This window comes from Pseudomonas sp. EA_5y_Pfl2_R50, assembly GCF_963970475.1.
Classification (GTDB): domain Bacteria; phylum Pseudomonadota; class Gammaproteobacteria; order Pseudomonadales; family Pseudomonadaceae; genus Aquipseudomonas.
In genome coordinates this window covers 40631-63084 of record NZ_CAXAPT010000013.1, presented here as the reverse complement: position 1 = coordinate 63084, position 22454 = coordinate 40631, and the positions used below count along the sequence as shown (strand labels likewise).

The window sequence follows — 22454 nt, the reverse complement described above, 5'->3', positions numbered from 1 at the left end:
GGCTTGCGGCTTGTAGCTTTATTGCTAAAGAGGATTTTTTGAATGTCGCAGAAATTTGACGTAGTAGTGATCGGTGCTGGCCCTGGTGGCTACGTAGCTGCCATCAAGGCCGCGCAGCTGGGTCTGACCACTGCCTGCATCGAGAAGTACACCGACGCTGAAGGCAAGCAGGCCCTGGGCGGCACCTGCCTGAACGTGGGCTGCATTCCTTCCAAGGCACTGCTCGACAGCTCCTGGAAATACAAGGAAGCGAAAGAAAGCTTCAACGTTCACGGTATCTCGACCGGCGAAGTCAAAATGGACGTTGCTGCGATGGTTGGCCGCAAGGCTGGCATCGTCAAGAACCTGACCGGCGGCGTTGCCACCCTGTTCAAGGCCAACGGCGTTACTTCGATCCAGGGCCACGGCAAACTGCTGGCTGGCAAGAAAGTCGAAGTCACCAAGCCAGACGGTTCGGTTGAAGTCATCGAAGCTGAAAACGTCATCCTGGCTCCAGGTTCGCGTCCTATCGACATTCCACCGGCTCCGGTTGATCAGAAAGTCATCGTTGATTCGACTGGCGCACTGGAATTCCAAACCGTACCCAAGCGTCTGGGCGTGATCGGCGCTGGCGTGATCGGTCTGGAACTGGGCTCGGTATGGTCGCGTCTGGGCTCCGAAGTGGTTGTCCTGGAAGCTCTGGACACTTTCCTGATGGCAGCGGACACCGCTGTTTCCAAGGAAGCGCTGAAAACCCTGACCAAACAAGGTCTGGACATCAAGCTGGGCGCTCGTGTGACCGGCTCGAAAGTGAACGGCGACGAAGTCGTTGTGAGCTACACCGATGCCAACGGCGAACAGACCATCACTTTCGACAAGCTGATCGTAGCCGTTGGTCGCCGTCCGGTGACCACTGATCTGCTGGCGGCCGACAGCGGTGTGACCCTGGACGAGCGCGGTTTCGTGCACGTTGACGATCACTGCGCCACCACCGTACCGGGCGTTTTCGCCATCGGTGACGTGGTTCGCGGCATGATGCTGGCTCACAAGGCATCCGAAGAAGGCATCATGGTTGTCGAGCGCATCAAGGGCCACAAGGCCCAGATGAACTATGACCTGATCCCTTCGGTTATTTATACTCACCCGGAAATCGCGTGGGTTGGCAAAACCGAGCAGGCCTTGAAAGCTGAAGGCGTTGAAGTTAACGTCGGCACCTTCCCGTTCGCCGCTTCCGGCCGTGCCATGGCCGCCAACGATACCGGTGGTTTCGTCAAGGTCATCGCTGATGCCAAGACTGACCGCGTATTGGGCGTGCACGTGATTGGCCCGAGCGCTGCAGAACTCGTTCAGCAGGGCGCGATCGGTATGGAATTCGGCACCAGCGCTGAAGACCTGGGCATGATGGTTTTCTCCCATCCGACCCTGTCTGAAGCCTTGCACGAAGCTGCTTTGGCTGTGAATGGCGGCGCCATCCACATTGCCAACCGCAAGAAGCGTTAAGACACAATAAGAAACCACGGCGGTAACGGCCCGTCGTGAGCCTTGCGAGCAAGTCTCACCGCGGAATGTCCGCTGGACGCAGTCTTGCGTAGCTGAACCGGTTAGCCGGGAAGGCTGCGCAAGCAGCAGTCACAGGTGGCGCGGCACTCAAATGAGCGCAGCGCCGAATGCGCAGTACCTAACGAAGACGGTAAAAAGCATGAATCTTCACGAGTATCAGGGTAAGCAGCTGTTCGCTGAATACGGCCTGCCAGTTTCCACTGGTTATGCAGTAGACACCCCGGAAGCAGCAGCAGAAGCTTGCGACAAAATCGGCGGCAGCGAGTGGGTTGTCAAAGCCCAGGTCCACGCCGGTGGTCGCGGTAAAGCGGGCGGCGTCAAGCTGGTTCGCAACAAAGAAGACGCCAAAGCCTTCGCACAGCAGTGGCTGGGCAAGCGTCTGGTGACTTACCAGACTGACGCCAATGGCCAGCCAGTCACCAAGATCCTGGTTGAATCGTGCACTGATATCGCTAAAGAGCTGTACCTGGGCGCTGTCGTTGACCGTTCGAGCCGTCGCATCGTGTTCATGGCTTCCACCGAAGGTGGCGTGGACATCGAGAAAATCGCTCACGACACTCCAGAAAAAATTCTGAAAGCCACTATCGATCCACTGGTTGGCGCTCAGCCATTCCAGGGTCGCGAGCTGGCATTCCAGCTGGGTCTGGAAGGCAAGCAGGTTACTCAGTTCGCCAAGATCTTCGTAGGTCTGGCCAAACTGTTCAAGGATCACGACCTGGCTCTGCTGGAAGTGAACCCGCTGGTGATCAAGGCTGACGGCGATCTGCACTGCCTGGACGCCAAGATCAACATCGACGCCAACGCAATGTACCGTCAGCCCAAGCTGAAGACTTTCCATGATCCGTCGCAGGACGATCCGCGCGAAGCGCACGCTGCCAAGTTCGAACTGAACTACGTAGCGCTGGAAGGCAACATCGGCTGCATGGTCAACGGTGCTGGCCTGGCCATGGGTACCATGGACATCGTCAACCTGCATGGCGGCAAGCCAGCTAACTTCCTCGACGTAGGTGGTGGTGCTACCAAGGAACGCGTAACCGAAGCGTTCAAGATCATCCTGTCCGACAGCAATGTCGCTGCAGTACTGGTCAACATCTTCGGCGGCATCGTTCGCTGCGACATGATTGCCGAAGGCATCATCGGCGCTGTGAAAGAAGTCGGCGTGAAAATCCCGGTTGTTGTTCGTCTTGAAGGCAACAACGCTGAACTGGGCGCTAAAGTACTGGCAGAAAGCGGTTTGAACATCATCGCTGCTACCAGCCTGACCGACGCTGCTCAACAAGTCGTTAAAGCTGCGGAGGGCAAGTAATGAGCGTCCTGATCAATAAAGACACCAAGGTCATCTGCCAGGGCTTCACCGGCGCGCAGGGTACTTTCCACTCCGAGCAAGCCATTGCCTACGGCACCAAAATGGTTGGCGGCGTGACGCCAGGCAAGGGCGGTACTACCCACCTGAACCTGCCTGTGTTCAACACCGTGAAAGAAGCCGTAGAAGCTACTGGCGCTACCGCCAGCGTGATCTACGTTCCGGCTGCTTTCTGCAAGGACTCGATCCTGGAAGCAGCATTCGGCGGTATCAAGCTGATCGTCTGCATCACCGAAGGCATTCCTACCCTGGACATGCTGGACGCCAAAGTTAAGTGCGACGAGCTGGGTGTTACCCTGATCGGCCCTAACTGCCCAGGTGTGATCACCCCAGGCGAGTGCAAGATCGGCATCATGCCAGGTCACATTCATTTGCCAGGCAAGGTCGGTATCGTTTCGCGTTCCGGCACCCTGACCTACGAAGCTGTGAAGCAGACCACTGACGCCGGTTTCGGTCAGTCGACTTGCGTCGGCATCGGTGGTGACCCGATCCCGGGTTCGAACTTCATCGACATCCTGAAGCTGTTCCAGGAAGACCCGAAGACCGAAGCGATCGTCATGATCGGCGAGATCGGCGGTTCGGCTGAAGAAGAAGCGGCTGCCTACATCAAGGCACACGTGACCAAGCCGGTTGTTTCCTACATCGCTGGTGTGACTGCTCCTCCGGGCAAGCGCATGGGCCATGCTGGCGCAATCATCTCTGGCGGCAAAGGCACTGCAGACGAGAAATTCGCTGCACTGCAAGACGCAGGCGTAAAAACCGTGCGTTCGCTGGCAGACATCGGCAAGGCCCTGGCCGAGCTGACGGGTTGGGCTGTCAAGTAAGCCTCGCGCTTAGCTGACGCTTCACCAAACAAAGGCCACCTTCGGGTGGCCTTTGTCGTTCAAGAGCAGTTGATAGCGACAAGCTGCTAGTGGCAAGACAAAAGCTTGTCGCTTGAAACTTGCAGCTTGCGGCTGCTTTTCATACATAAACGCGACACGGAAATGTCGCGTATCGGATAGTTCGCCCTCTAACAGTGCGTTTGCGGGCCAAATTCGTTAGGCTAGCAGCCATTTTTGCGTCTGCCGCCCACAAGGCATGCAACGCGCTTTAAGGGTCAGTCCCATACGGATCGACAGCATTTCCCTAATCCCACAGGGCAATCCCCCTCTAAATTCCGATTCAGTAGTGTGGTATTACCTTAATGAAAGTTTTGAAAGGTCAGGACATCCTGGCACTTGGTTTTATGACGTTTGCCCTGTTTGTCGGGGCCGGTAACATCATTTTCCCGCCTATCGTTGGCTTGCAGGCCGGGCCTCACGTGTGGATGGCCGCGCTGGGCTTTCTGATCACGGCGGTAGGCCTGCCGGTTGTCACCGTCGTTGCACTGGCCAAGGTCGGTGGGGCGATGGACGCATTGAGCAGTCCGATCGGCAAAGTTGCTGGCGGCATTCTCGCTGCTGCGTGCTATCTGGCGGTCGGTCCGTTGTTCGCCACCCCGCGTACCGCGACCGTATCCTTCGAAGTAGGTCTGGCTCCGCTCACCGGCGAGAGCCCCTTGGCCCTGTTTCTCTACAGCTCGGTGTACTTCCTGCTGGTGTTCTTCATCTCGCTCTACCCTGGGCGTTTGCTGGACACGGTCGGTCGTTTCCTCGCGCCGTTGAAGATCATCGCACTCGCCGTTCTGGGCATCGCTGCATTCGCCTTGCCGGCGGGTGACATTGGTCACGGCACGCCGGAATACGTCGCTGCGCCGTTCTCCCAGGGTTTCATCAATGGTTACCTGACCATGGATACCTTGGGCGCACTGGTGTTCGGTATCGTCATCGTTAACGCGATCCGCTCCCGTGGCGTCGAGTCGCCGAAGTTGATCACCCGTTACGCGATCATCGCCGGTCTGATCGCCGGTGTCGGTCTGGCGCTGGTGTATGTCAGCCTGTTCCGTCTCGGTTCCGGCAGTCACGAAGTGGCGGTCGGCGCAACGAACGGCGCAGCGGTATTGCACGCTTATGTTCAGCACACCTTCGGTTCGCTGGGCAGCGGTTTCCTTGCGGTGCTGATCTCGCTGGCGTGTCTGGTGACGGCGGTCGGTCTGACCTGCGCCTGTGCCGAATACTTCAGCCGCTTGCTGCCACTGTCCTACAAGACCCTGGTGATCATCCTGGCGGCATTCTCGCTGCTGGTGTCCAACCTCGGCCTGACCAAGCTGATCGCGTTCTCGATCCCGGTGCTGACCGCGATCTATCCACCGTGCATCGTGCTGGTGGCATTGAGCTTCTGCAAAGACTTCTGGCATGAACACGGGCGCATTCTCGGCCCTGTGATGCTGGTGTCTTTTGTGTTCGGCAGCATTGACGCGCTCAAAGGTGCTGGTCTGGCTGACTGGATGCCAACGCAACTGGCGCACCTGCCACTGAGCGAGCAGGGGCTGGCGTGGCTGGTACCGTGTGTAATGACTCTCGTGGTCGCGGTTGTTTGTGATCGCCTGCTGGGCAAACGCAGCGAAGCGGTTGCCTGACGTTGGCTGACCCGCCATACGCGGGTCTTCAGCGCTTGAACAGAAATGCCCCGTATCAATCGATACGGGGCATTTTTTATGGGCGTCGGGCAGTGTCTTTTTCCCTGAGCCAACGTCGAAGGGGTGCCGAAATCTTAATGTGGGAGCGAGCGTGCTCGCGAAAGCGGCGTATCACGCAACGTTGATGGCGGCTGACATGACTCTTTCGCGAGCAGGCTCGCTCCCACAAGTCATCAGTGCCGTGTACACACCTCACAAGGAATTGCATGTCGTTCATCCAAGCCAACCTGATTCACTTGCTCGCCGCTGTCTGGTTCGTCATCTGCTGGGGCGGCTACACCCGTTATGCCTCATGGAAGGCCCGCGACACCGCGTGCCTGGCCAGCGTATTGCACCTGTATCGCGAAGACTGGATGCGTCGCATGCTGCTGCGCGACAACCGCATCGCCGATGCCAGCGTGATCGGCAATCTGGAACGTAATGCCTCGTTCTTCGCCTCCAGCACGTTGATCATTCTCGCCGGTATTCTCACCGTACTCGGTGCGTCTGAGCGGGCAGTGTCGTTGTTGGCGGATATTCCGATGGTGCAGCAGGCGTCGCAGGGCATGTCGGAGATCAAACTGCTGTGTCTGGCGCTGGTGTTCGTCTACGCCTTCTTCACCTTCAGTTGGTGCATGCGTCAGTACAACTTTGCTGCGGTGCTGGTAGGCTCGGCGCCGATGGTCGGTGAGCGGCAAGTTTCCGAGCAGGAGCGCAAGGCTTTTGCTGCGCGAGCAGCGCGGGTGATTTCGATGGCCGCCAATCAGTTCAACTTCGGTCTGCGTTCCTACTATTTCGGCATGAGCATGCTGGCGTGGTTCGTCAGCCCTTGGCTGTTCATGCTGATGAGTGCTGGCGTGGTCGTGGTTCTGTACCGCCGCGAGTTTCATTCCGACGTTCTCGACGTAATGGTCTATACCCCTACAGAGACGCCCATCCCCGAGGCGAACAAAGAGGCCGCTTGATGAGTATTCCGTTTTGGTGCGTGTTTATCAGTGCTGTGTTGATCTATGTGGCGCGTATGCCGGTGGCCAAGGCCATGAAAGAGCAGGGTGGTTACGACAACCACGCGCCGCGTCAGCAACAGGCGAAACTCACCGGTTACGGCGCCAGGGCGCTGGCGGCTCACCAGAACAGCATTGAAGCGTTCATGTTGTTTGCGGTGGGCGTGCTGATGGCGCACACCACACAAACGGCGGGATGGCTGATCGATACATTGGCGATCATCTTTGTGATCGCACGGATTCTCTACTTGTGGCTCTATCTGGCGGATCAGCCGTCACTGCGAAGTCTGGTCTGGATTGTCGGCGTAGTGTGTTCGTTATTGCTGATGATTAGTCCGACTTTTAGAACCGTCTTGATCTAACGCGCAATTGCAGATAAATCCCGGATAAAAGAAAACCCGCACTTGGCGGGTTTCCTTTTTCTGCAGCAAAAAGCGATTTATTGCTTCTTGGCAGCTTCTTCTTGAGCGGCAGCGTTCGATTCAGCCTGAGCTTTGGCAGCTTCGGCGTTTTCTTTCGCTGCGTCGTTCACCTTATCCTGAGCTTTGTTCATGTCTTGCTGAGCTTGCTCAGCGTGTTGGTTAGCATCTTGAGCTTTGTCCTCGGATTTTTTATCGCAGGCAGCGAGACCGAGGGAAGCGGTCAACATCAAGGCAACAGCAAAAGTCTTACGCATGGGGTGTTTCTCCTTATGGAAAGTAACTACTGGCCTTAAGAACTCTGCGCTGAGGGTTAAGTTCCTCATTTCTTTCAGATATATAAGTTTGTTTTCAATTGGAACTTTTGCTGTTTCCCTCACTACTGGCAAATGGCTTTAACGAGAGTAATTATCAAATGGCCGAAAGCCCCGTTTTTGAGCGTGCGACGCGATTCCTGTCCGCGCTGCGCCACTGTCAGGTACTCGGATTACGCGTGCACAGCGCTTCCAATGAAGGGCTCACTGTCATCCTTCCCTACAGCCCGCACATCGTCGGTAATCCCGAAACGGGAGTCATCCATGGCGGCGCAATCACCTCGTTGATGGACACCGCCTGCGGTATGTCGACTTTGTGCGTGCTGCCGGAGTTCGAAGTCTGTCCGACCCTGGACCTGCGTATCGACTACATGCACGCCGCCGAGCCGCACAAGGACGTTTACGGTTTCGCGCAGTGCTATCGGGTCACCACCGACGTGATCTTCGCCCGTGGTTTCGCCTATCAGGACGACCCCGAGCAGCCGATTGCGCACGTCGTCGGCACGTTCATGCGCATGGGCAAGGGCCTCAAGGGTACCAAGGGCTTCGGCGGCGCGATCAAGGGAGCAGGTCAATGAGCAACGACCTCAAGGCGCAATTGCAACAGGCCCATGCGCAGGGTGACTACGCGCCATTGTTGCAGCTCATTCCCTACGCCGGGCTGATCGGCATCGAGTGCGCACGGGTCGGTGATGAGTTGCTGTTCAAGCTGCCGGCCAACAAGGACAACATTGGTAACCCTTTATTGCCGGCCATCCACGGTGGCGTGATCGCCGGGTTCATGGAGCTCGCCGCTGCCCTGCATCTTTTGATCTTCACTGACGCGCCGAGTGTGCCGAAGATCATTGACTTCTCCCTGGATTACCTGCGTGCCGGGCAGTTTCGCGACACTTGGGCCAAGTGTCAGGTGTGTCGCCAGGGCCGGCGCGTGGCCAACGTTGCCGTGACGGCATGGCAGAGCACCGAAAGCGAGCCGATTGCCACCGCCCGTGCACACTTCAAAATCGATGAGCCCTTGAAATCCTGAACAGCGCCCCCAACTCAGATGACAACCCGCCGCAGACCATTTCGGGTCGCGGCCACTGCCATCTGATTGGAGTTTGATGACCATGAGTGTGGAAACTCAAAAGGAAACCCTGGGCTTCCAGACCGAGGTAAAGCAGCTGCTGCACCTCATGATCCATTCGCTGTATTCCAACAAGGAAATTTTCCTTCGCGAATTGATCTCGAACGCCTCTGACGCTGTCGACAAGCTGCGCTTCGAAGCCCTGGCCAAGCCAGAGTTGCTAGAGGGCGGCGCTGATCTGAAAATCCGTGTGAGCTTCGACAAGGACGCCAAGACCGTCACCCTCGAAGACAACGGTATCGGCATGAACCGTGACGATGTGATCACCCACCTGGGTACCATCGCCAAATCCGGCACCGCCGACTTCATGAAGAACCTGTCCGGCGATCAGAAGAAGGATTCGCACCTGATCGGCCAGTTTGGTGTGGGCTTCTATTCCGCCTTCATCGTTGCCAACCAGGTTGACGTGTATAGCCGCCGTGCCGGCACTCCAGCCAGCGAAGGCGTGCACTGGTCGTCGAAAGGCGAGGGCGAGTTCGAAGTCGCCACCATCGAAAAACCAGAGCGCGGCACTCGAATCGTCCTGCACCTGAAAGCTGCAGAAGACGAGTTCGCTGATGGCTGGCGTCTGCGCAACATCATCAAGAAGTACTCCGACCACATCGCTTTGCCGATCGAGCTGCCGAAAGAAGCGGCCGCCGCCGAAGGCGAAGAGGCCCCGGCCGTTGAATGGGAAACCGTCAACCGCGCCAGTGCCCTGTGGACCCGTCCGCGCACTGACGTGAAGGACGAGGAATACCAGGAGTTCTACAAACACATCGCCCACGACTTTGAAAATCCTCTGGCCTGGAGCCACAACAAAGTCGAAGGCAAGCTTGAATACAGCTCGCTGCTGTATGTGCCGGCCCGTGCACCGTTCGATCTGTACCAGCGTGAAGCGCCCAAAGGCTTGAAGCTGTATGTGCAGCGCGTGTTCGTCATGGATCAGGCTGAGTCGTTCCTGCCGCTGTACCTGCGCTTCATCAAAGGTGTGGTCGATTCCAATGACCTGTCGCTGAACGTGTCGCGGGAAATTCTGCAGAAAGACCCGATCATCGACTCGATGAAGACCGCACTGACCAAGCGCGTTCTCGACATGCTGGAAAAACTGGCGAAGAACGAGCCTGAGCAATACAAAGGCTTCTGGAAGAACTTCGGTCAGGTCATGAAAGAAGGCCCGGCAGAAGACTTCGCCAACAAGGAAAAAATTGCCGGTCTGCTGCGTTTCGCATCGACCCAAGGCGACGACGGTGAGCAGGTCGTCGGTCTGGCTGACTACCTGGCACGCGCCAAGGAAGGTCAGGACAAGATCTACTACCTTACCGGCGAAACCTACGCGCAGGTCAAGAACAGCCCGCACCTGGAAGTCTTCCGCAAGAAAGGCATCGAAGTGCTGCTGCTGACCGACCGCATCGATGAGTGGCTGATGAGCTACCTCAGCGAGTTTGACGGCAAGACCTTTGTCGACGTGGCGCGCGGTGACCTCGATCTGGGCAACCTGGACTCGGAAGAGGACAAGAAAGCCGCAGAAGAAGTCGCCAAGTCCAAAGAAGGCCTGGTTGAGCGTCTGAAAACCGCGCTGGGCGATTGCGTGGCGGAAGTCCGCGTATCGCATCGTCTGACCGATTCGCCGGCCATTCTGGCCATCGGCGAGCAGGATCTGGGTCTGCAAATGCGTCAGATCCTCGAAGCCAGCGGTCAGAAGGTTCCGGATTCGAAGCCGATCTTCGAATTCAACCCAAGCCACCCGCTGATCGAGAAACTCGACGGCGAGCAAAGCGAAGAGCGTTTTGGCGACCTGTCGCACATCCTCTTCGATCAGGCAGCCCTGGCTGCTGGTGACAGCTTGAAAGATCCGGCGGCTTACGTGCGCCGTCTGAACAAGCTGCTGGTTGAACTGTCGGTTTAACCAGGTTGCAGAAAAAACCCGCTTCGGCGGGTTTTTTCATTTTGGTGTTTAACCAATCAGGAGTCAGAAATGAGCCAAGTCACTGTACGTTCCGTGGTTTATCAGATTGACGGGCAGCCTTATGAAGGTCGCCTGGCGTTCGACGCCGAGCACAAGGGCGCGCGTCCGGGTTTGTTGATGGCGCCGAACTGGATGGGCGTCAGCGCCGGAGCAGAAGAGATCGCCAAATCGGTCGCGGCCAAGGGCTACGTGGTGTTGATCGCTGACGTGTACGGTCAGGCTGTGCGTCCGCAAGATGCCGATCAGGCTGGCGCGGCGATGATGCCGTTGAAGAATGATCGCGCGCTGCTGCGCAAGCGCATGCAAGCGGCGTTCGAGCAGTTGCAGAAGCAGGGCGAGGCGGCGGTCGATACGTCGAAACTGGCGGTGTTCGGTTTCTGCTTCGGTGGTTGCTGTGCGCTGGATCTGGCGCGCACCGGTGCGCCGGTGAAGGCGGCGGTATCGTTCCACGGCACGCTGGATTCGCCGAATCCTGCCGATGCGCAGAACATCAAGGGTTCGGTGTTGGTCCTGCACGGCGCAGCCGATCCGTTGGTGCCGAAAGAGCAACTGCCGGCGTTTGAAGACGAGATGAATGCGGCGAAAGTTGATTGGCAATTGCTGAGCTACGGCGGCGCGGTGCACTCGTTTACTGACCCGCACGCGAATGTGCCGGGCAAGATGATGTACGACGCGAAGACCGCCAAGCGCGCATTCCAGTCGATGCATGATTTGCTGGATGAAGTGTTCAAGGGCTGATTGAGGTGTCAGGCACTGACTTTTGTGGTGCCTGGCCGGGCCTCTTCGCGAGCAGGCTCGCTCCCACAGGGAATTTATGGTGTCCAGGGATTCCGGGCGCAGCACCAATTTCTGTGGGAGCGAGCCTGCTCGTGATGACTGACTAAGTCGCTATACAAAATTCAGGGCAATTCGATCCGCTCAATTTCACCTGGCACCGTCGGCCAATCCCCGGCCGCCCACTTGCGCCGCGCTTCATCAATAGCCGCCGGATCGCTCGCAACAAAATTCCAGTTGATCCGCCGGGGCCCGTCCAGCGGCGCGCCGCCGAACACCACCGCGTGCACATCGCTTTCGGCAAACAGGCTCATCTCTTCCCCGGCCGGCAATACCACCAACGCATGCGGTTCAATGATTTCGCCATTCAACTGCGCTTCCCCGCTCAGCACATAAACCGCCCGCTCTTCATGCTCGGTCGGAATCAGCAAAGTGGTCGCCGTTTGCATCTTCACTTCCGCATACAGCGTAGGAGAAAGCACTGGCACCGGCGATTCCAGGCAAAAGCCTGACCCGGCAATCATACGGATCTGTACACCGAGGTTATCGCTGACCGGCAACGTCGCTGCCGGGTGATGGCTGTAATGCCCGGGGCCTTGTTCATGATCCTTGGGCGAGGCCAGCCAGATCTGCAAGCCGTGCATCATGAAGCTTTCGTCCCATAACGGCTCTGGTGTCCGCTCGACGTGCGCAATCGCGCTGCCAGCGGTCATCCAGCTGACATCGCCAGCGCCAACAACCTGATCCGAGCCGAGGCTGTCCTTGTGCTGAATCTGCCCTTCAAACAAATACGTAAGGGTCGACAGACCGATGTGCGGATGCTGTCGGATGTTCATGCCTTTGCCTGTCGGATAAACCGTTTCAAGCATGTGGTCGAAAAACACGAACGGCCCGACGCTGCGGCATTTGGCAGACGGTAACGGGCGCAGTATCGGCTGGCCTTCGACGTCTTCGGCGCGCGGGCGGATGATCAGAGGTTGCGTGTCCATGGTGCATTCCAGGCTGAGCGGGTTGCGAAGAGCATAACCCGCCGCAGCCCTTGTGTTGATTACTGGCTGTCGAAGCCTAGCGGGGCGTGGGTTTCGATAGTCACTTCGCTGGTGGTCATCAGCTTGTGGATCGGGCAGCGATCAGCGACGCGTAACAACTCTTCGCGTTGCGCGTCGGTGAGGACACCTTTGAGGGTGAGGGTTACGTGCAGGACGTATTTGCCTTTCTGCTCTTCGCTGTTGTCGCGTTTGACGTCGACACCCACGCCGGTCAGCGGGATATCTTTTTTCTTCGCGTACATTTTCAGGGTCAGGGCTTTGCATGCGCCGAGGGCCGCATCGAAGTAATCGTGGGGCTCAGGGGCCGAGCCTTCGCCGCCGGCAGACGTTGGTACGTCGGCAAACAATTCGTGGTCATCGATCTGTACGGTATGACGAAAACCTTCGGCGGAGACGGTATTGACGGTAACAGTCATGGGAACCTCACAGGCAGTAGGAAAAGTCGTTCGATCAAACAGGATCTTGCAGTTGTAGAGCATTCCCACCGGCATGCGTTCCACTTTCCTGCGTGGTGAACCCTTGTTGCCGGGGCGGGGTCTAGGCTATGCCTACCTCTCGGAGATTACTTGTGTCCCTGTATCATTTGAGTCTCGCCTGCCTCCTGATGTTGGCCGCAAACGCCAGCGCCCGGGAATACACCTACAGCGATGCGCACCTGCACTACGTGGATTTTTTCCAGGAAACGGCCGGCATGGCGAAACTGCTGACGGCGATGAAGGACAATTCCGTCGAGCATGTGATGATTTCCGGCATCCCCGTGGCGAAGAAATGGCACGAAGATGAACCCAAGCGCCCACGCTACTACGCCGGAGACGATGCCGATGCTTACTGGTACAGCGCAACTGACGTGATCGTTGCTGAGGCGGTGCAAAAGCTCAGCGTCGAGCAGCGTCCGTACTTTCATCCATTCCTGTCGGGTTTCAATCCCAACGACAAGAATTCCGCCGCGCACATCCAGCGCATGCTTGATCTCTATCCGGGGCTCTGGCAGGGCATCGGCGAAGTGTTTACACGGCATGACGATCTCACGGCGCTGACTGCCGGCGACACGCCGCGGGCCAACAACGAGGCGATGACCAAGATCTATCACCTCGCGGCGGAAAACGATTTACCGGTGATGCTGCATTCGAACATCACGTCCAAACGCGAGAAAAATCCGCTGTATCTGAAGGAGATCGAAGAGCCGCTACGCAATCACCCGCACACACGTTTTATCTGGGCGCACGCGGGCACCAGCGCGGAAATCCATAGGCATCAGACGCAGTTGAACTTCTTGCTGCCCACCCTGACCCGCATGCTTGAGGCCTATCCGAATCTGTATATCGACTTGTCGTGGAGCATGCTCACCCCGTACCTGCTGGACGAACAGGGCAAGCCGCGTTCGGAATGGCTCGCTCTGGTCGAAAAATACCCGGAGCGGTTCATGCTCGGCTCCGACGTCGTAGGGCGTTTCAACAAGCTCGGTCAGGAGATGCACAGTTTCAAACCGTTTCTTGATGCCTTGCCCGAGCAAGTTGCGCGTAAAGTCGCACGGGATAATTTCTTGGCGATCCTGCCGAGAACGGTGCTGAAGTCCGGGGAAACCATGCTGAATCGTTAACGTGGCGAGTTCGAAGGATCAAGGCCTTTTGATATCGCCTTTTCGTCTTACGCAAATTTCTGCCGGGCCGATACCTTCTAAAGCAACCAGCTGCAGGGTTGATGCAGCGCTTTTGGAAGGAGCCAGAGCAATGAGTATCCGTAGTCTCAATATTGCCCCGCGTGCCGGACTGGGTTTTGGCCTGCTGGCGCTGATGGTGTTTGCCCTTGGGGCGTTCGCCTTGCTGCAAATGTCGAACATGCGCGCGCAATCCGACGAGGTCGACAATAACTGGCTGCCGAGTGTCATGGCGGTCGGTGAGATGAGTCAGGACATGCTGCGCTTGCGGGCGTTGACCATGCGCCTGTTGCTCAACCGTGATCCGCAGGCACTTGACCAGAACGTTGCCAAGATCAATGAGTTGCGCGGTGTGCTCAGTGAAGCCCAGCAGCGCTATGACGTGCTGATTGTGCTGCCCGAGGAGCGCAAGCTGTTCGACCGCTTCAAGGTGGCTGAGCACCAGTACCTGGAGTTTCAGGCGCAGGTCATGCAGCTCTCCGCGCAGAATCGGATCGAGGAGGCGGCGAGCATTCTCAATGGTCAGATGAGTCCGTTGGCGGATGAAATCGCTGTGCTTTTGCGCGAGCTGGTTGAGCTCAATAAACACAATGCCAATCTCGCCACCGAAGCGGCGCGGCTGGTGTTCATCAATTCGCGGGTGTGGGTCGGGGTGATGATCGCTATTACCGCGCTGATCACCATGGGGCTGGCGCTGTTGCTCACGCGCAGCATCGTACTGCCGCTGGCGCAATCGCTGGGCGTGGCTGAGGTGGTGGCCGGTGGTGATCTGACCGGCGATATCAGCATCTCCGGCAAAGACGAGCCGGCGCGGCTGCTGCACGCGCTCAAGAGCATGCAGCACAATCTGCGCGACACCATCCGCCAGATCTCCGAATCCTCCAGCCAGTTGGCGTCGGCCTCCGAGGAGCTCAGTTGTGTCACCGAGGACGCCACTCGCGGGCTGCATCAGCAGAGTCTGGAAATCGAGCAAGCGGCCACGGCGGTGAATCAGATGACCGCTGCCGTTGAAGAGGTGGCGAGCAATGCCGTGGCGACGTCCGAAGCGTCGCGCGAGTCGGATCGCATTGCCCAGCATGGGCGCGAGCAGGTCCAGCAGACCGTGACGTCAATTGAATTTCTGGCAGAGGATGTCACGTCCAACGCAACGCAGGTGGAGGATCTGGCGCAGAAGGTTCACGGCATCAGCAAGGTGCTGGACGTGATCCGTTCGATTGCCGAACAGACCAACCTGCTGGCACTGAACGCCGCGATTGAAGCGGCGCGCGCCGGTGATGCCGGGCGCGGGTTCGCCGTGGTGGCCGATGAGGTGCGGGCATTGGCGCACCGCACGCAGCAATCGACACAGGAAATCGAGCAGATGATCGGCGGGATTCAGCAGGGCACTGACTCGGCGGTGAGTTCGATGCAGCAGAGCAATGCCCGCGCGCGCTCGACACTGGAGCTGGCCAAAGCCGCCGGTGTGGCCCTGGAGGAGATCGCCTCGGCGTTCACCGTGATCAATGAGCGCAATCTGGTGATCGCCAGTGCTTCGGAGGAACAGGCGGCGGTGGCGCGGGAGGTCGACCGCAACCTGATGAATATCCGTGATCTGGCGATGCAGACCTCGGCAGGGGCTAATCAGACCAGTGCAGCGAGTCAGGAGTTGTCGCGGCTGGCGGTGGATTTGAACAGTATGGTGGCGAAATTCTCTGTCTGAAATTGCTACAACCTTGTGGGAGCGAGCTTGCTCGCGAATGCGTCCGATCAGTCAGCAGCGTGTTGAATGACACGCCGCCTTCGCGAGCAAGCTCGCTCCCACATTGGTTGGTGGTGCTGCAGAAGTCCTAGGCAAAAAAAGCCCCGCATTTCGCGGGGCTCTTTGATTTTCCAGTGGATCAGCTGCCTTTAACGGTTTTGCCGTTGACCGTGCCGTCCTGGAGCATGATGTTGTACTCCTTGCCGTCGGTTTCAACCTGTCGCAGGCGGACCAGCAGGTAATCCCAATCCTTGGCGAACCACAGGACGGTGATGCGCTTGCTTTGTGTCGGGTCGCGCACGCGCTCGACCTTGATCGCTTCGACCTGGCCAGCCTTGGTGTCGATCTTTTCCGAGCCCAGCACGCGGAAATCATAGGTATCGACTTCGCCGTCATCGACCACTTGATAGCTCATGGTCTTCTTGCCGGCGGCGACGTCATGCTGCAACGCCAACTGGTACGTGGACTTGTCGACCATGCCACGGTTCAGTGGGATTTTCACCGCGTCGCCACGGTCGGTGCCGGTGACCATTTTGCTGTTCCAGTCGAAATCCAGGTCAGCCTTCTTGGCTTTGCTAAGACCACCACGTTCGAAGTGGTAGGACTGCGGCAGCAAAGTGTCCTTGTCCAGGGTCAGGGTGCTTTCTTCACTCAGGCTGGCGATCATCATCGAGGCCTTGAAGCTGAGTCTCCAGACGCCGTTGGCTTCCTTGGTCAGGCTGCGTTCAGCGGTGCCGCTCATGGGCACCGCGTTCCAGTCGGCGGTGTAGCTGGCAGAGAACGGTTGAAGATCCGCTGCCTGCGCGAAGGGCAGGGCGAGCAGAGCGCAAGCGAAGAGCAGGGCGCGACGCATAATATCTCCTAGTTTCGAATCAAGTGGCCGCTGGCTGCGAGTAACTGGCCATCCAGTGAAGCACCGTGTTCCCCGAGTGCCAGTCTGCCTTCGGCGAACCAGCGTACTGCCATCGGGTAGATCAGGTGTTCCTGAACATGCACTCGCTGCGCGAGACTCTGCGGCGTGTCGTGCAACTCTACCGGTAATACTGCCTGTACGACCAGTGGTCCGCCATCGAGTTCCTCGGTGACGAAGTGCACGGAGCAGCCGTGCTCAGTGTCGCCGGCCTCCAGCGCGCGCTGATGAGTGTGTAACCCTTTGTATTTGGGTAGCAGCGACGGGTGGATATTAAGCAGACGGCCCTGGTAGTGGCGAACGAAATCAGCGCTGAGAATGCGCATGAAGCCGGCCAGTACCACGAGTTTCGGATTGAATTCGTCGATCAGTTCGATCAGAGCAGCATCGAAAGCCTCGCGGCCTTCGAATGCCTTGTGATCCAGTGAGCGGGTGGCGATACCCGCGTCACTGGCGCGTTGCAGGCCGTAGGCGTCGGCGCGGTTGGAAATCACCGCAGCGATGCGGACCGGGCTGTCGCCGGTCCGCGTGCTGTCGATCAGAGCCTGCAAGTTACTGCCGGTGCCGGACAGCAGCACCACGACATCACAGGTTGCGGACATTAATGAGCCTTAAGGTTCTGCAGATCAACCTGAGCGGCACCTTCGGCGGCGGCAGCGATCTGGCCGATGACCCAAGGCTGCTCGCCAGCGTCACGCAGGGTGTTCAGTGCCACGTCAACGTGTTCCTGAGCCACGCAGATGACCATGCCGACACCGCAGTTCAGTACGCGGTGCATCTCGGTTTCGTCAACGTTGCCTTTCTCTTGCAGCCAGTCGAACACGGCAGGGCGAGTCCAGCTTGCTACGTCAACCACGGCCTGAGCGCCTTTTGGCAGAACGCGCGGGATATTGTCGAGCAGACCGCCACCGGTGATGTGGGCCATGGCTTTGACGGCGCCGGTGTCTTTGATCAGCTTGAGCAGCGGCTTCACGTAGATGCGGGTCGGGGCCATCAGCAGGTCGGTCAGCGGTTTGCCGTCGAGCTGGGTGTTTTCGATGTCGGCGCCGGAGACTTCGATGATCTTGCGGATCAGCGAGTAGCCGTTGGAGTGCGGGCCGGACGATGGCAGCGCGATCAGGGCGTCACCGGTGGCGACCTTCGAGCCGTCGATGATTTCCGATTTTTCCACGACGCCGACGCAGAAGCCGGCCAGGTCGTAGTCTTCGCCTTCGTACATGCCAGGCATTTCAGCGGTTTCGCCGCCAACCAGCGAGCAACCCGACAGTTCGCAGCCAGCGCCGATGCCGGTTACTACCTGGGCGGCGGTGTCGACATTGAGTTTGCCGGTGGCGTAGTAGTCGAGGAAGAACAGTGGCTCAGCGCCGCAAACCACGAGGTCGTTCACGCACATGGCAACCAGGTCGATGCCGATGCTGTCGTGCTTGTTCAGGTTCAGCGCCAGACGCAGCTTGGTGCCGACGCCGTCGGTGCCGGAAACCAGCACTGGCTGTTTGTAGCCGGCCGGGATTTCGCAGAGGGCGCCGAAACCGCCCAGGCCGCCCATGACTTCCGGGCGCGCAGTGCGCTTGGCGACGCTCTTGATGCGTTCGACCAATGCTTCACCGGCGTCGATGTCTACACCGGCGTCCTTGTAGCTCAGGGAGGGTTGCTTGCTCATGATCCAGGCCTTTAGGGGAGGGGATTCAGGGGTAACGACCGAGTTCAGCGGGAACATCGAAATCGAGGGGCGAGTGCCTCACGCGAGTTTCGAAGGGCCCGGCTGTTGCCGGTCTGCGAAGGCGCGCGATTTTATCAGGCTTGAGGGGCAGCGGCCATCCTCGCACCGACGGGCAGGGCCATATCTCGGGAAATTTTTTGCAATTAAGGCCTGCGGGTGCCTGTATAAGGTGTGGCCATTAACCGTCTATCGTTATCACGGTGCAAAAACTTATCGCCGCCGGGTGAATGTTTGGTGCTGGCAGATTGTCACAGCCTTGCTCAACCGGTTCACGCGGCCTGTTCCAGCCGCTCTTGTCGACGGGAATTTTCCATGCGTTTTTGTAAATTGTTGTTTGTGGGTTGTTTGTCTCTGATCAGCCTGGCGAGTCACGCCGAAAATCTCAAAGGCCTCTATCAAGTGCGTGAGCCGGTCAGCGGTCAGGCTCCAGAGGAGCGTGATCGTGCCACTCAGGCGGCACTCGATACGTTGGTGTTGCGCTTGACCGGCGATCCAAAGGCCCCGCAAAACCCGGGGCTGGCGGCGATTCGCAAGGACCCGCAGCAAATCATCAGTCAGTTTGGTTTTGATGCCGGGCCGCCGGAAGTGTTGAAGGTCGATTTCGATCCGGCAACCACCGAGCAGGCGTTGCGTCGCGCCGGTTTGGCCTTGTGGGGCGCCAGTCGCCCGTCGATTCTGAGCTGGTGGCTGAACGATTCGGCCGAGGGTTCGAGTCTGGTGGGTGATGGTCAGGCTGCCGCCGCGTCATTGCGCACAGCGGCACAGCACCGGGGCTTGCCGTTGCGTCTGCCGTTGGCTGATTTGAGTGAACAACTGGTGGCCACCGCGCCTGCGCTGGAAGGCACAGACCCGGCGCCGCTGCGCGGTGCTTCGGAGCGCTACAATGCCGACGCCTTGCTGGCCGTGCATGCCCGTGAGGAAGGCGGGCAATGGCAAGCCAAATGGCACTTATGGCTGGGCGATCAAAAAGAGGCGGGCAGCGTGCAGGGGGGCGATCAGGCAGCCGTCGCTGACGCGGTGATGCTGGCGGTGGCCGAGCGTCTGGCGCCACGTTTTGTCGTCAGGCCCGGCGCTTCGGGTCAGCAGACCCTGGAAGTGCAGGGCATGAATCTTGAGCATTACGCGGCGTTGTTGCGGTTGCTCGAGCCGTTTGGGGTGCGTCTGCAAAGTGTAGAGGGTGATCGTATCGTTTATCGGGTCAACGGCAGCGCCGATCAGATGCGCGCGCAGTTGTCGCTGGCCAGGTTGCAGGAACTGCCCGCCGAAGCCCCGGCGCCGGTGGCAGCGCCACAGCCGTCGGCGCCTGGCGCGGCACCTGTCGTGGCGCCGGCCCCGACAGCGGCAGCGCCGTCGTTGCGGTTCCGCTGGTAAGTCTTTCCTTATATAGAAGAAGCAGGAGTGGTACATGGCCGATACGCGGCGTTGGTTCTGGCTCGGTGGGGTAGTCCTGCTTTGCGCGTTTGTGTGGTTGCTGCACCCGATCCTCACGCCATTTCTGGTGGCGCTGCTGCTCGCTTATCTGTTCGATCCGCTGGTGGATCGCCTGGAACGACTCGGCTTGTCGCGCACTTGGGGAGTGATCACGGTGTTCGCCCTGTTCACCCTGATCGTCACGGCGATGCTGCTGGTGTTGGTGCCGATGCTCGCCAAGCAATTGCTGCGTCTGTATGAGCTGGCGCCGCAGATGCTCGACTGGTTGCAACACTCGGCATTGCCGTGGGTGCAGGCCAAGCTGGGCTTGTCCGATGGCTTCTGGAAGTTCGACAAGGTCAAGGCGGCGATCAGCGAGCACATGGGCCAGACCACCGACATTGTCAGTGTGGTGCTGAGTCAGGCAACGGCTTCCAGTCTGGCGCTGATCGGCCTGCTGGCGAATCTGGTACTGATTCCGGTGGTGAGTTTCTACCTGCTGCGCGATTGGGACGTGATGATGGCAAAGATCCGCAGCCTGCTGCCCCGTGATCGCGAAGAGCGGGTGGTGGCGCTGGCTGGTGAATGTCATGAAGTGCTCGGTGCGTTCGTGCGTGGCCAGTTGCTGGTGATGCTGGCGTTGGGGGTGATCTACGCAGCGGGCCTGATGATTGTCGGCCTCGAGCTGGGCCTGTTGATCGGTCTGATCGCGGGTCTTGCGGCGATTGTGCCGTACATGGGGTTTGTCATCGGGATCGGCGCGGCGCTGATCGCCGGGTTGTTCCAGTTTGGTGGCGATCTGTACCCGATGGTCGGGATCGTTGCGGTGTTCATGGTCGGTCAGGCGCTGGAGGGCATGGTGCTGACGCCGTTGCTGGTGGGGGATCGGATCGGTCTGCATCCGGTGGCGGTGATCTTCGCCATTCTCGCCGGGGGCGAACTGTTCGGCTTTACCGGCGTACTGCTGGCGCTGCCGGTGGCTGCGGTGATCATGGTGCTGGTGCGCCATGTGCACGACCTCTACAAGGACTCCGACATCTATAGTGGTGTCGACGAGCTGGAGTTGTAGTTGTACAGCGGGCGCAGCCCGGTGGATCGCCGGGTTGGCCCATGTCCTGCAGGAAGCTCGCGTCAGAGAAACTGTCATAAAACCAGTGTGTTAACGCAAACCTTTGATTTTGCTTGGACTCTGTCGCATTGTGCGCTCAGCTTCACGGGTATAAACTTCGCCAACTTTACACAGAGGCCACTAACGGTTCCTTGAGAACTGTTCAGTCAGCATGAAACCGATTCAGCTGCCCCTAGGTGTGCGTCTGCGTGACGACGCCACCTTCATCAACTACTACCCAGGCGCCAATGCCGCTGCACTCGGCTATGTCGAGCGTCTATGCGAAGCCGACGCCGGCTGGACCGAGAGCCTGATCTACCTGTGGGGCAAGCACGGCGTAGGGCGCACGCACTTGTTGCAGGCAGCCTGCTTGCGTTTCGAACAGATGGGTGAACCGGCGGTGTACCTGCCGCTGGCCGAGTTGATGGATCGCGGCGTGGAAATCCTCGACAACCTTGAACAGTACGAACTGGTTTGCCTGGACGATCTGCAGGTGATTGCCGGCAAGGCTGACTGGGAAGAGGCGATGTTTCACCTGTTCAATCGCCTGCGGGACAGCGGTCGGCGGTTGCTGATTGCCGCTTCAACCTCTCCACGTGAACTGCCGGTCAAACTGGCTGACCTGAAGTCCCGCCTGACCCTGGCGCTGATTTTCCAGATGCGTCCTCTCTCCGATGAAGACAAATTGCGTGCCCTGCAATTGCGCGCATCGCGTCGCGGCCTGCACCTGACCGATGAGGTCGGGCATTTTATTCTGACTCGCGGTACCCGCAGCATGAGTGCGCTGTTTGACCTGCTTGAGCAGCTCGATCAGGCCTCTCTGCAGGCTCAGCGCAAGCTGACGATTCCTTTCCTGAAAGAAACGCTGGGCTGGTAACGGCGCGGCCTTCAGCGCGTTTCGGCATATTTCAGGCGCCAGAAAATCCGCTTTCCTGCACGTTCTGCAAGCTGCGTCCTGGTTCAAATAGGCTTAAGCGCTTAGATGTTAACGAGAAACCGGGAAGTCACAAAAAGATCGATTGAATTTGCAAATGAGGCTCATAGCGGGCATAGTCTCGGCTTCTTTACAACTATCAGCCACGGTCGTGCCCATGCTAAAGCGCTTCGCACCCCTCGTGCCTCTCGCACTCGTCACCCTGTTGTTCGGTTGCGCTGCTCATTCTCCAGTTCAAGAGCAGCCTCAACAGGTTAAAAATTCTGCCACGGCCCAGTCTTCCGTTATTTATCAGGAAGAGCTGGACACCGAAAAAGAACTCAACGAATTCAATGGCAAGAAGCCGTATCAGCTTCCTGTTCTGGCCGACAGCATTCTCGAACGCGGTATGTCCCTGATCGGTACCCGTTACCGTTTCGGCGGTACCTCTGAAGCCGGTTTCGATTGCAGCGGCTTCATCGGTTATCTGTTCCGCGAAGAAGCTGGCATGAACCTGCCGCGCTCGACCCGCGAAATGATCAACGTGGATGCGCCGCTGGTATCGCGCAGCAACCTTGAGCCGGGCGATCTGCTGTTCTTCGCCACCAACGGCCGTCGCGGTCGCGTCAGCCACGCCGGTATCTATCTGGGTGACAATCAGTTCATCCACTCCAGCAGTCGTCGCAGCGGCGGTGTTCGCATCGACAGCCTGGGTGACAGCTACTGGAGCAAGACCTTCATCGAAGCGAAGCGCGCATTGGCGAACGCTCCGACGGTGGTCACCGCTCGCAAGTAATTCCCCGTTGTCGCTGCATTCGCGGCGACATCTGTCTGCCGGCAACGGAGTAGACCTAAACTTTACAGGGTGAAGTTAAAGTCTTACTTGAAGTTTGCCGCGTAGCCGCTAGAATCCTGAATCTATA

22 protein-coding genes are annotated in these 22454 nt (G+C 58.5%); 16 read left to right on the top strand and 6 right to left on the bottom strand.

The genetic code is table 11. The annotated features are described in order from the left end of the window. Positions 1–42 precede the first annotated feature (42 nt). The 6 genes from lpdA (at position 43) to AACY19_RS21255 (ending at position 6807) form a co-directional block, all read left to right on the top strand. Complete coding sequence (gene lpdA / locus AACY19_RS21280; protein WP_339453598.1) at positions 43–1479, top strand: dihydrolipoyl dehydrogenase; 1437 nt, start codon at positions 43–45, stop codon at positions 1477–1479. Between the two features lie 199 nt (positions 1480–1678). Then, on the top strand, positions 1679–2845 hold the full coding sequence (sucC, locus tag AACY19_RS21275; RefSeq protein WP_339453597.1) for an ADP-forming succinate--CoA ligase subunit beta: 1167 nt from the start codon (positions 1679–1681) through the stop codon (positions 2843–2845). Next, positions 2845–3726, top strand: coding sequence for a succinate--CoA ligase subunit alpha (sucD, locus tag AACY19_RS21270; protein ID WP_339453596.1), 882 nt, complete (start codon positions 2845–2847; stop codon positions 3724–3726). The genes sucC and sucD overlap by 1 nt, the downstream gene beginning before the upstream one ends. A gap of 362 nt (positions 3727–4088) precedes the next feature. After that, positions 4089–5402, top strand: coding sequence for a branched-chain amino acid transport system II carrier protein (brnQ, locus tag AACY19_RS21265; protein WP_339453595.1), 1314 nt, complete (start codon positions 4089–4091; stop codon positions 5400–5402). Positions 5403–5668: 266 nt separating this feature from the next. Then, complete coding sequence (locus AACY19_RS21260) at positions 5669–6406, top strand: DUF599 domain-containing protein (RefSeq protein ID WP_339453594.1); 738 nt, start codon at positions 5669–5671, stop codon at positions 6404–6406. Further along, positions 6406–6807: an MAPEG family protein gene (locus AACY19_RS21255; RefSeq protein ID WP_339453593.1), complete on the top strand. Its 402-nt coding sequence runs from the start codon at positions 6406–6408 to the stop codon at positions 6805–6807. The genes AACY19_RS21260 and AACY19_RS21255 overlap by 1 nt, the downstream gene beginning before the upstream one ends. A gap of 77 nt (positions 6808–6884) precedes the next feature. Here the strand turns inward: AACY19_RS21255 and AACY19_RS21250 are convergent, their stop codons facing one another. Beyond that, positions 6885–7121 (bottom strand): hypothetical protein, encoded by a 237-nt coding sequence (locus AACY19_RS21250; RefSeq protein WP_339453592.1) that lies wholly within the window; start codon positions 7119–7121, stop codon positions 6885–6887. Positions 7122–7279: 158 nt separating this feature from the next. Between AACY19_RS21250 and AACY19_RS21245 the strand changes: the two genes are divergently transcribed. The 4 genes from AACY19_RS21245 (at position 7280) to AACY19_RS21230 (ending at position 10990) form a co-directional block, all read left to right on the top strand. Beyond that, on the top strand, positions 7280–7756 hold the full coding sequence (locus AACY19_RS21245) for a PaaI family thioesterase (RefSeq protein WP_339453591.1): 477 nt from the start codon (positions 7280–7282) through the stop codon (positions 7754–7756). Beyond that, positions 7753–8205: a PaaI family thioesterase gene (locus tag AACY19_RS21240; protein WP_339453590.1), complete on the top strand. Its 453-nt coding sequence runs from the start codon at positions 7753–7755 to the stop codon at positions 8203–8205. The genes AACY19_RS21245 and AACY19_RS21240 overlap by 4 nt, the downstream gene beginning before the upstream one ends. Positions 8206–8287: 82 nt before the next feature. Beyond that, positions 8288–10192, top strand: a complete 1905-nt coding sequence (htpG, locus tag AACY19_RS21235) for a molecular chaperone HtpG (protein ID WP_339453589.1) — start codon at positions 8288–8290, stop codon at positions 10190–10192. 69 nt (positions 10193–10261) lie between these two features. Then, on the top strand, positions 10262–10990 hold the full coding sequence (locus AACY19_RS21230) for a dienelactone hydrolase family protein (RefSeq protein ID WP_339453588.1): 729 nt from the start codon (positions 10262–10264) through the stop codon (positions 10988–10990). A 161-nt stretch (positions 10991–11151) separates the two neighbouring features. On the opposite strand, the gene AACY19_RS21225 is transcribed toward AACY19_RS21230, so the two are convergent. Both AACY19_RS21225 and AACY19_RS21220 read right to left on the bottom strand, forming a co-directional pair. Then, positions 11152–12015: a pirin family protein gene (locus AACY19_RS21225; protein ID WP_339453587.1), complete on the bottom strand. Its 864-nt coding sequence runs from the start codon at positions 12013–12015 to the stop codon at positions 11152–11154. Between the two features lie 59 nt (positions 12016–12074). Next, complete coding sequence (locus AACY19_RS21220) at positions 12075–12491, bottom strand: OsmC family protein (RefSeq protein ID WP_339453586.1); 417 nt, start codon at positions 12489–12491, stop codon at positions 12075–12077. A gap of 128 nt (positions 12492–12619) precedes the next feature. Between AACY19_RS21220 and AACY19_RS21215 the strand changes: the two genes are divergently transcribed. Further along, entirely contained in the window at positions 12620–13675 is a 1056-nt protein-coding gene (locus tag AACY19_RS21215; protein ID WP_339453585.1) for an amidohydrolase family protein, read from the top strand. 130 nt (positions 13676–13805) lie between these two features. Next, on the top strand, positions 13806–15431 hold the full coding sequence (locus tag AACY19_RS21210) for a methyl-accepting chemotaxis protein (RefSeq protein WP_339453584.1): 1626 nt from the start codon (positions 13806–13808) through the stop codon (positions 15429–15431). Between the two features lie 178 nt (positions 15432–15609). Here AACY19_RS21210 and AACY19_RS21205 read toward each other — a convergent pair whose 3' ends face one another. Genes AACY19_RS21205 through purM form a run of 3 tightly spaced genes read right to left on the bottom strand, consistent with a single transcriptional unit; the run spans position 15610 to position 18040 of the window. After that, the gene (locus tag AACY19_RS21205) at positions 15610–16323 is read right to left on the bottom strand and encodes a DUF3108 domain-containing protein (protein ID WP_339453583.1); all 714 of its coding nucleotides are present in this window, start codon (positions 16321–16323) and stop codon (positions 15610–15612) included. An 8-nt stretch (positions 16324–16331) separates the two neighbouring features. Beyond that, on the bottom strand, positions 16332–16982 hold the full coding sequence (gene purN / locus AACY19_RS21200; protein ID WP_339453582.1) for a phosphoribosylglycinamide formyltransferase: 651 nt from the start codon (positions 16980–16982) through the stop codon (positions 16332–16334). Continuing rightward, positions 16982–18040 (bottom strand): phosphoribosylformylglycinamidine cyclo-ligase, encoded by a 1059-nt coding sequence (purM, locus tag AACY19_RS21195; RefSeq protein ID WP_339453581.1) that lies wholly within the window; start codon positions 18038–18040, stop codon positions 16982–16984. The genes purN and purM overlap by 1 nt, the downstream gene beginning before the upstream one ends. A gap of 372 nt (positions 18041–18412) precedes the next feature. Between purM and AACY19_RS21190 the strand changes: the two genes are divergently transcribed. The 4 genes from AACY19_RS21190 to AACY19_RS21175 all read left to right on the top strand — a co-directional run bounded on the left by AACY19_RS21190 (position 18413) and on the right by AACY19_RS21175 (position 22327). Next, positions 18413–19471 carry a DUF2066 domain-containing protein gene (locus tag AACY19_RS21190; RefSeq protein ID WP_339453580.1) on the top strand — a complete coding sequence of 353 codons (1059 nt, stop codon included), beginning with the start codon at positions 18413–18415 and terminating at the stop codon, positions 19469–19471. A 34-nt stretch (positions 19472–19505) separates the two neighbouring features. After that, positions 19506–20579, top strand: coding sequence for an AI-2E family transporter (locus AACY19_RS21185; RefSeq protein WP_339453579.1), 1074 nt, complete (start codon positions 19506–19508; stop codon positions 20577–20579). Between the two features lie 211 nt (positions 20580–20790). Beyond that, a complete protein-coding gene (gene hda, locus AACY19_RS21180) occupies positions 20791–21495 on the top strand; it encodes a DnaA regulatory inactivator Hda (RefSeq protein WP_007919828.1) in 705 nt (234 codons plus the stop codon). A gap of 214 nt (positions 21496–21709) precedes the next feature. After that, entirely contained in the window at positions 21710–22327 is a 618-nt protein-coding gene (locus AACY19_RS21175; protein WP_150774388.1) for a C40 family peptidase, read from the top strand. The last annotated feature ends 127 nt before the right edge of the window (positions 22328–22454 follow it).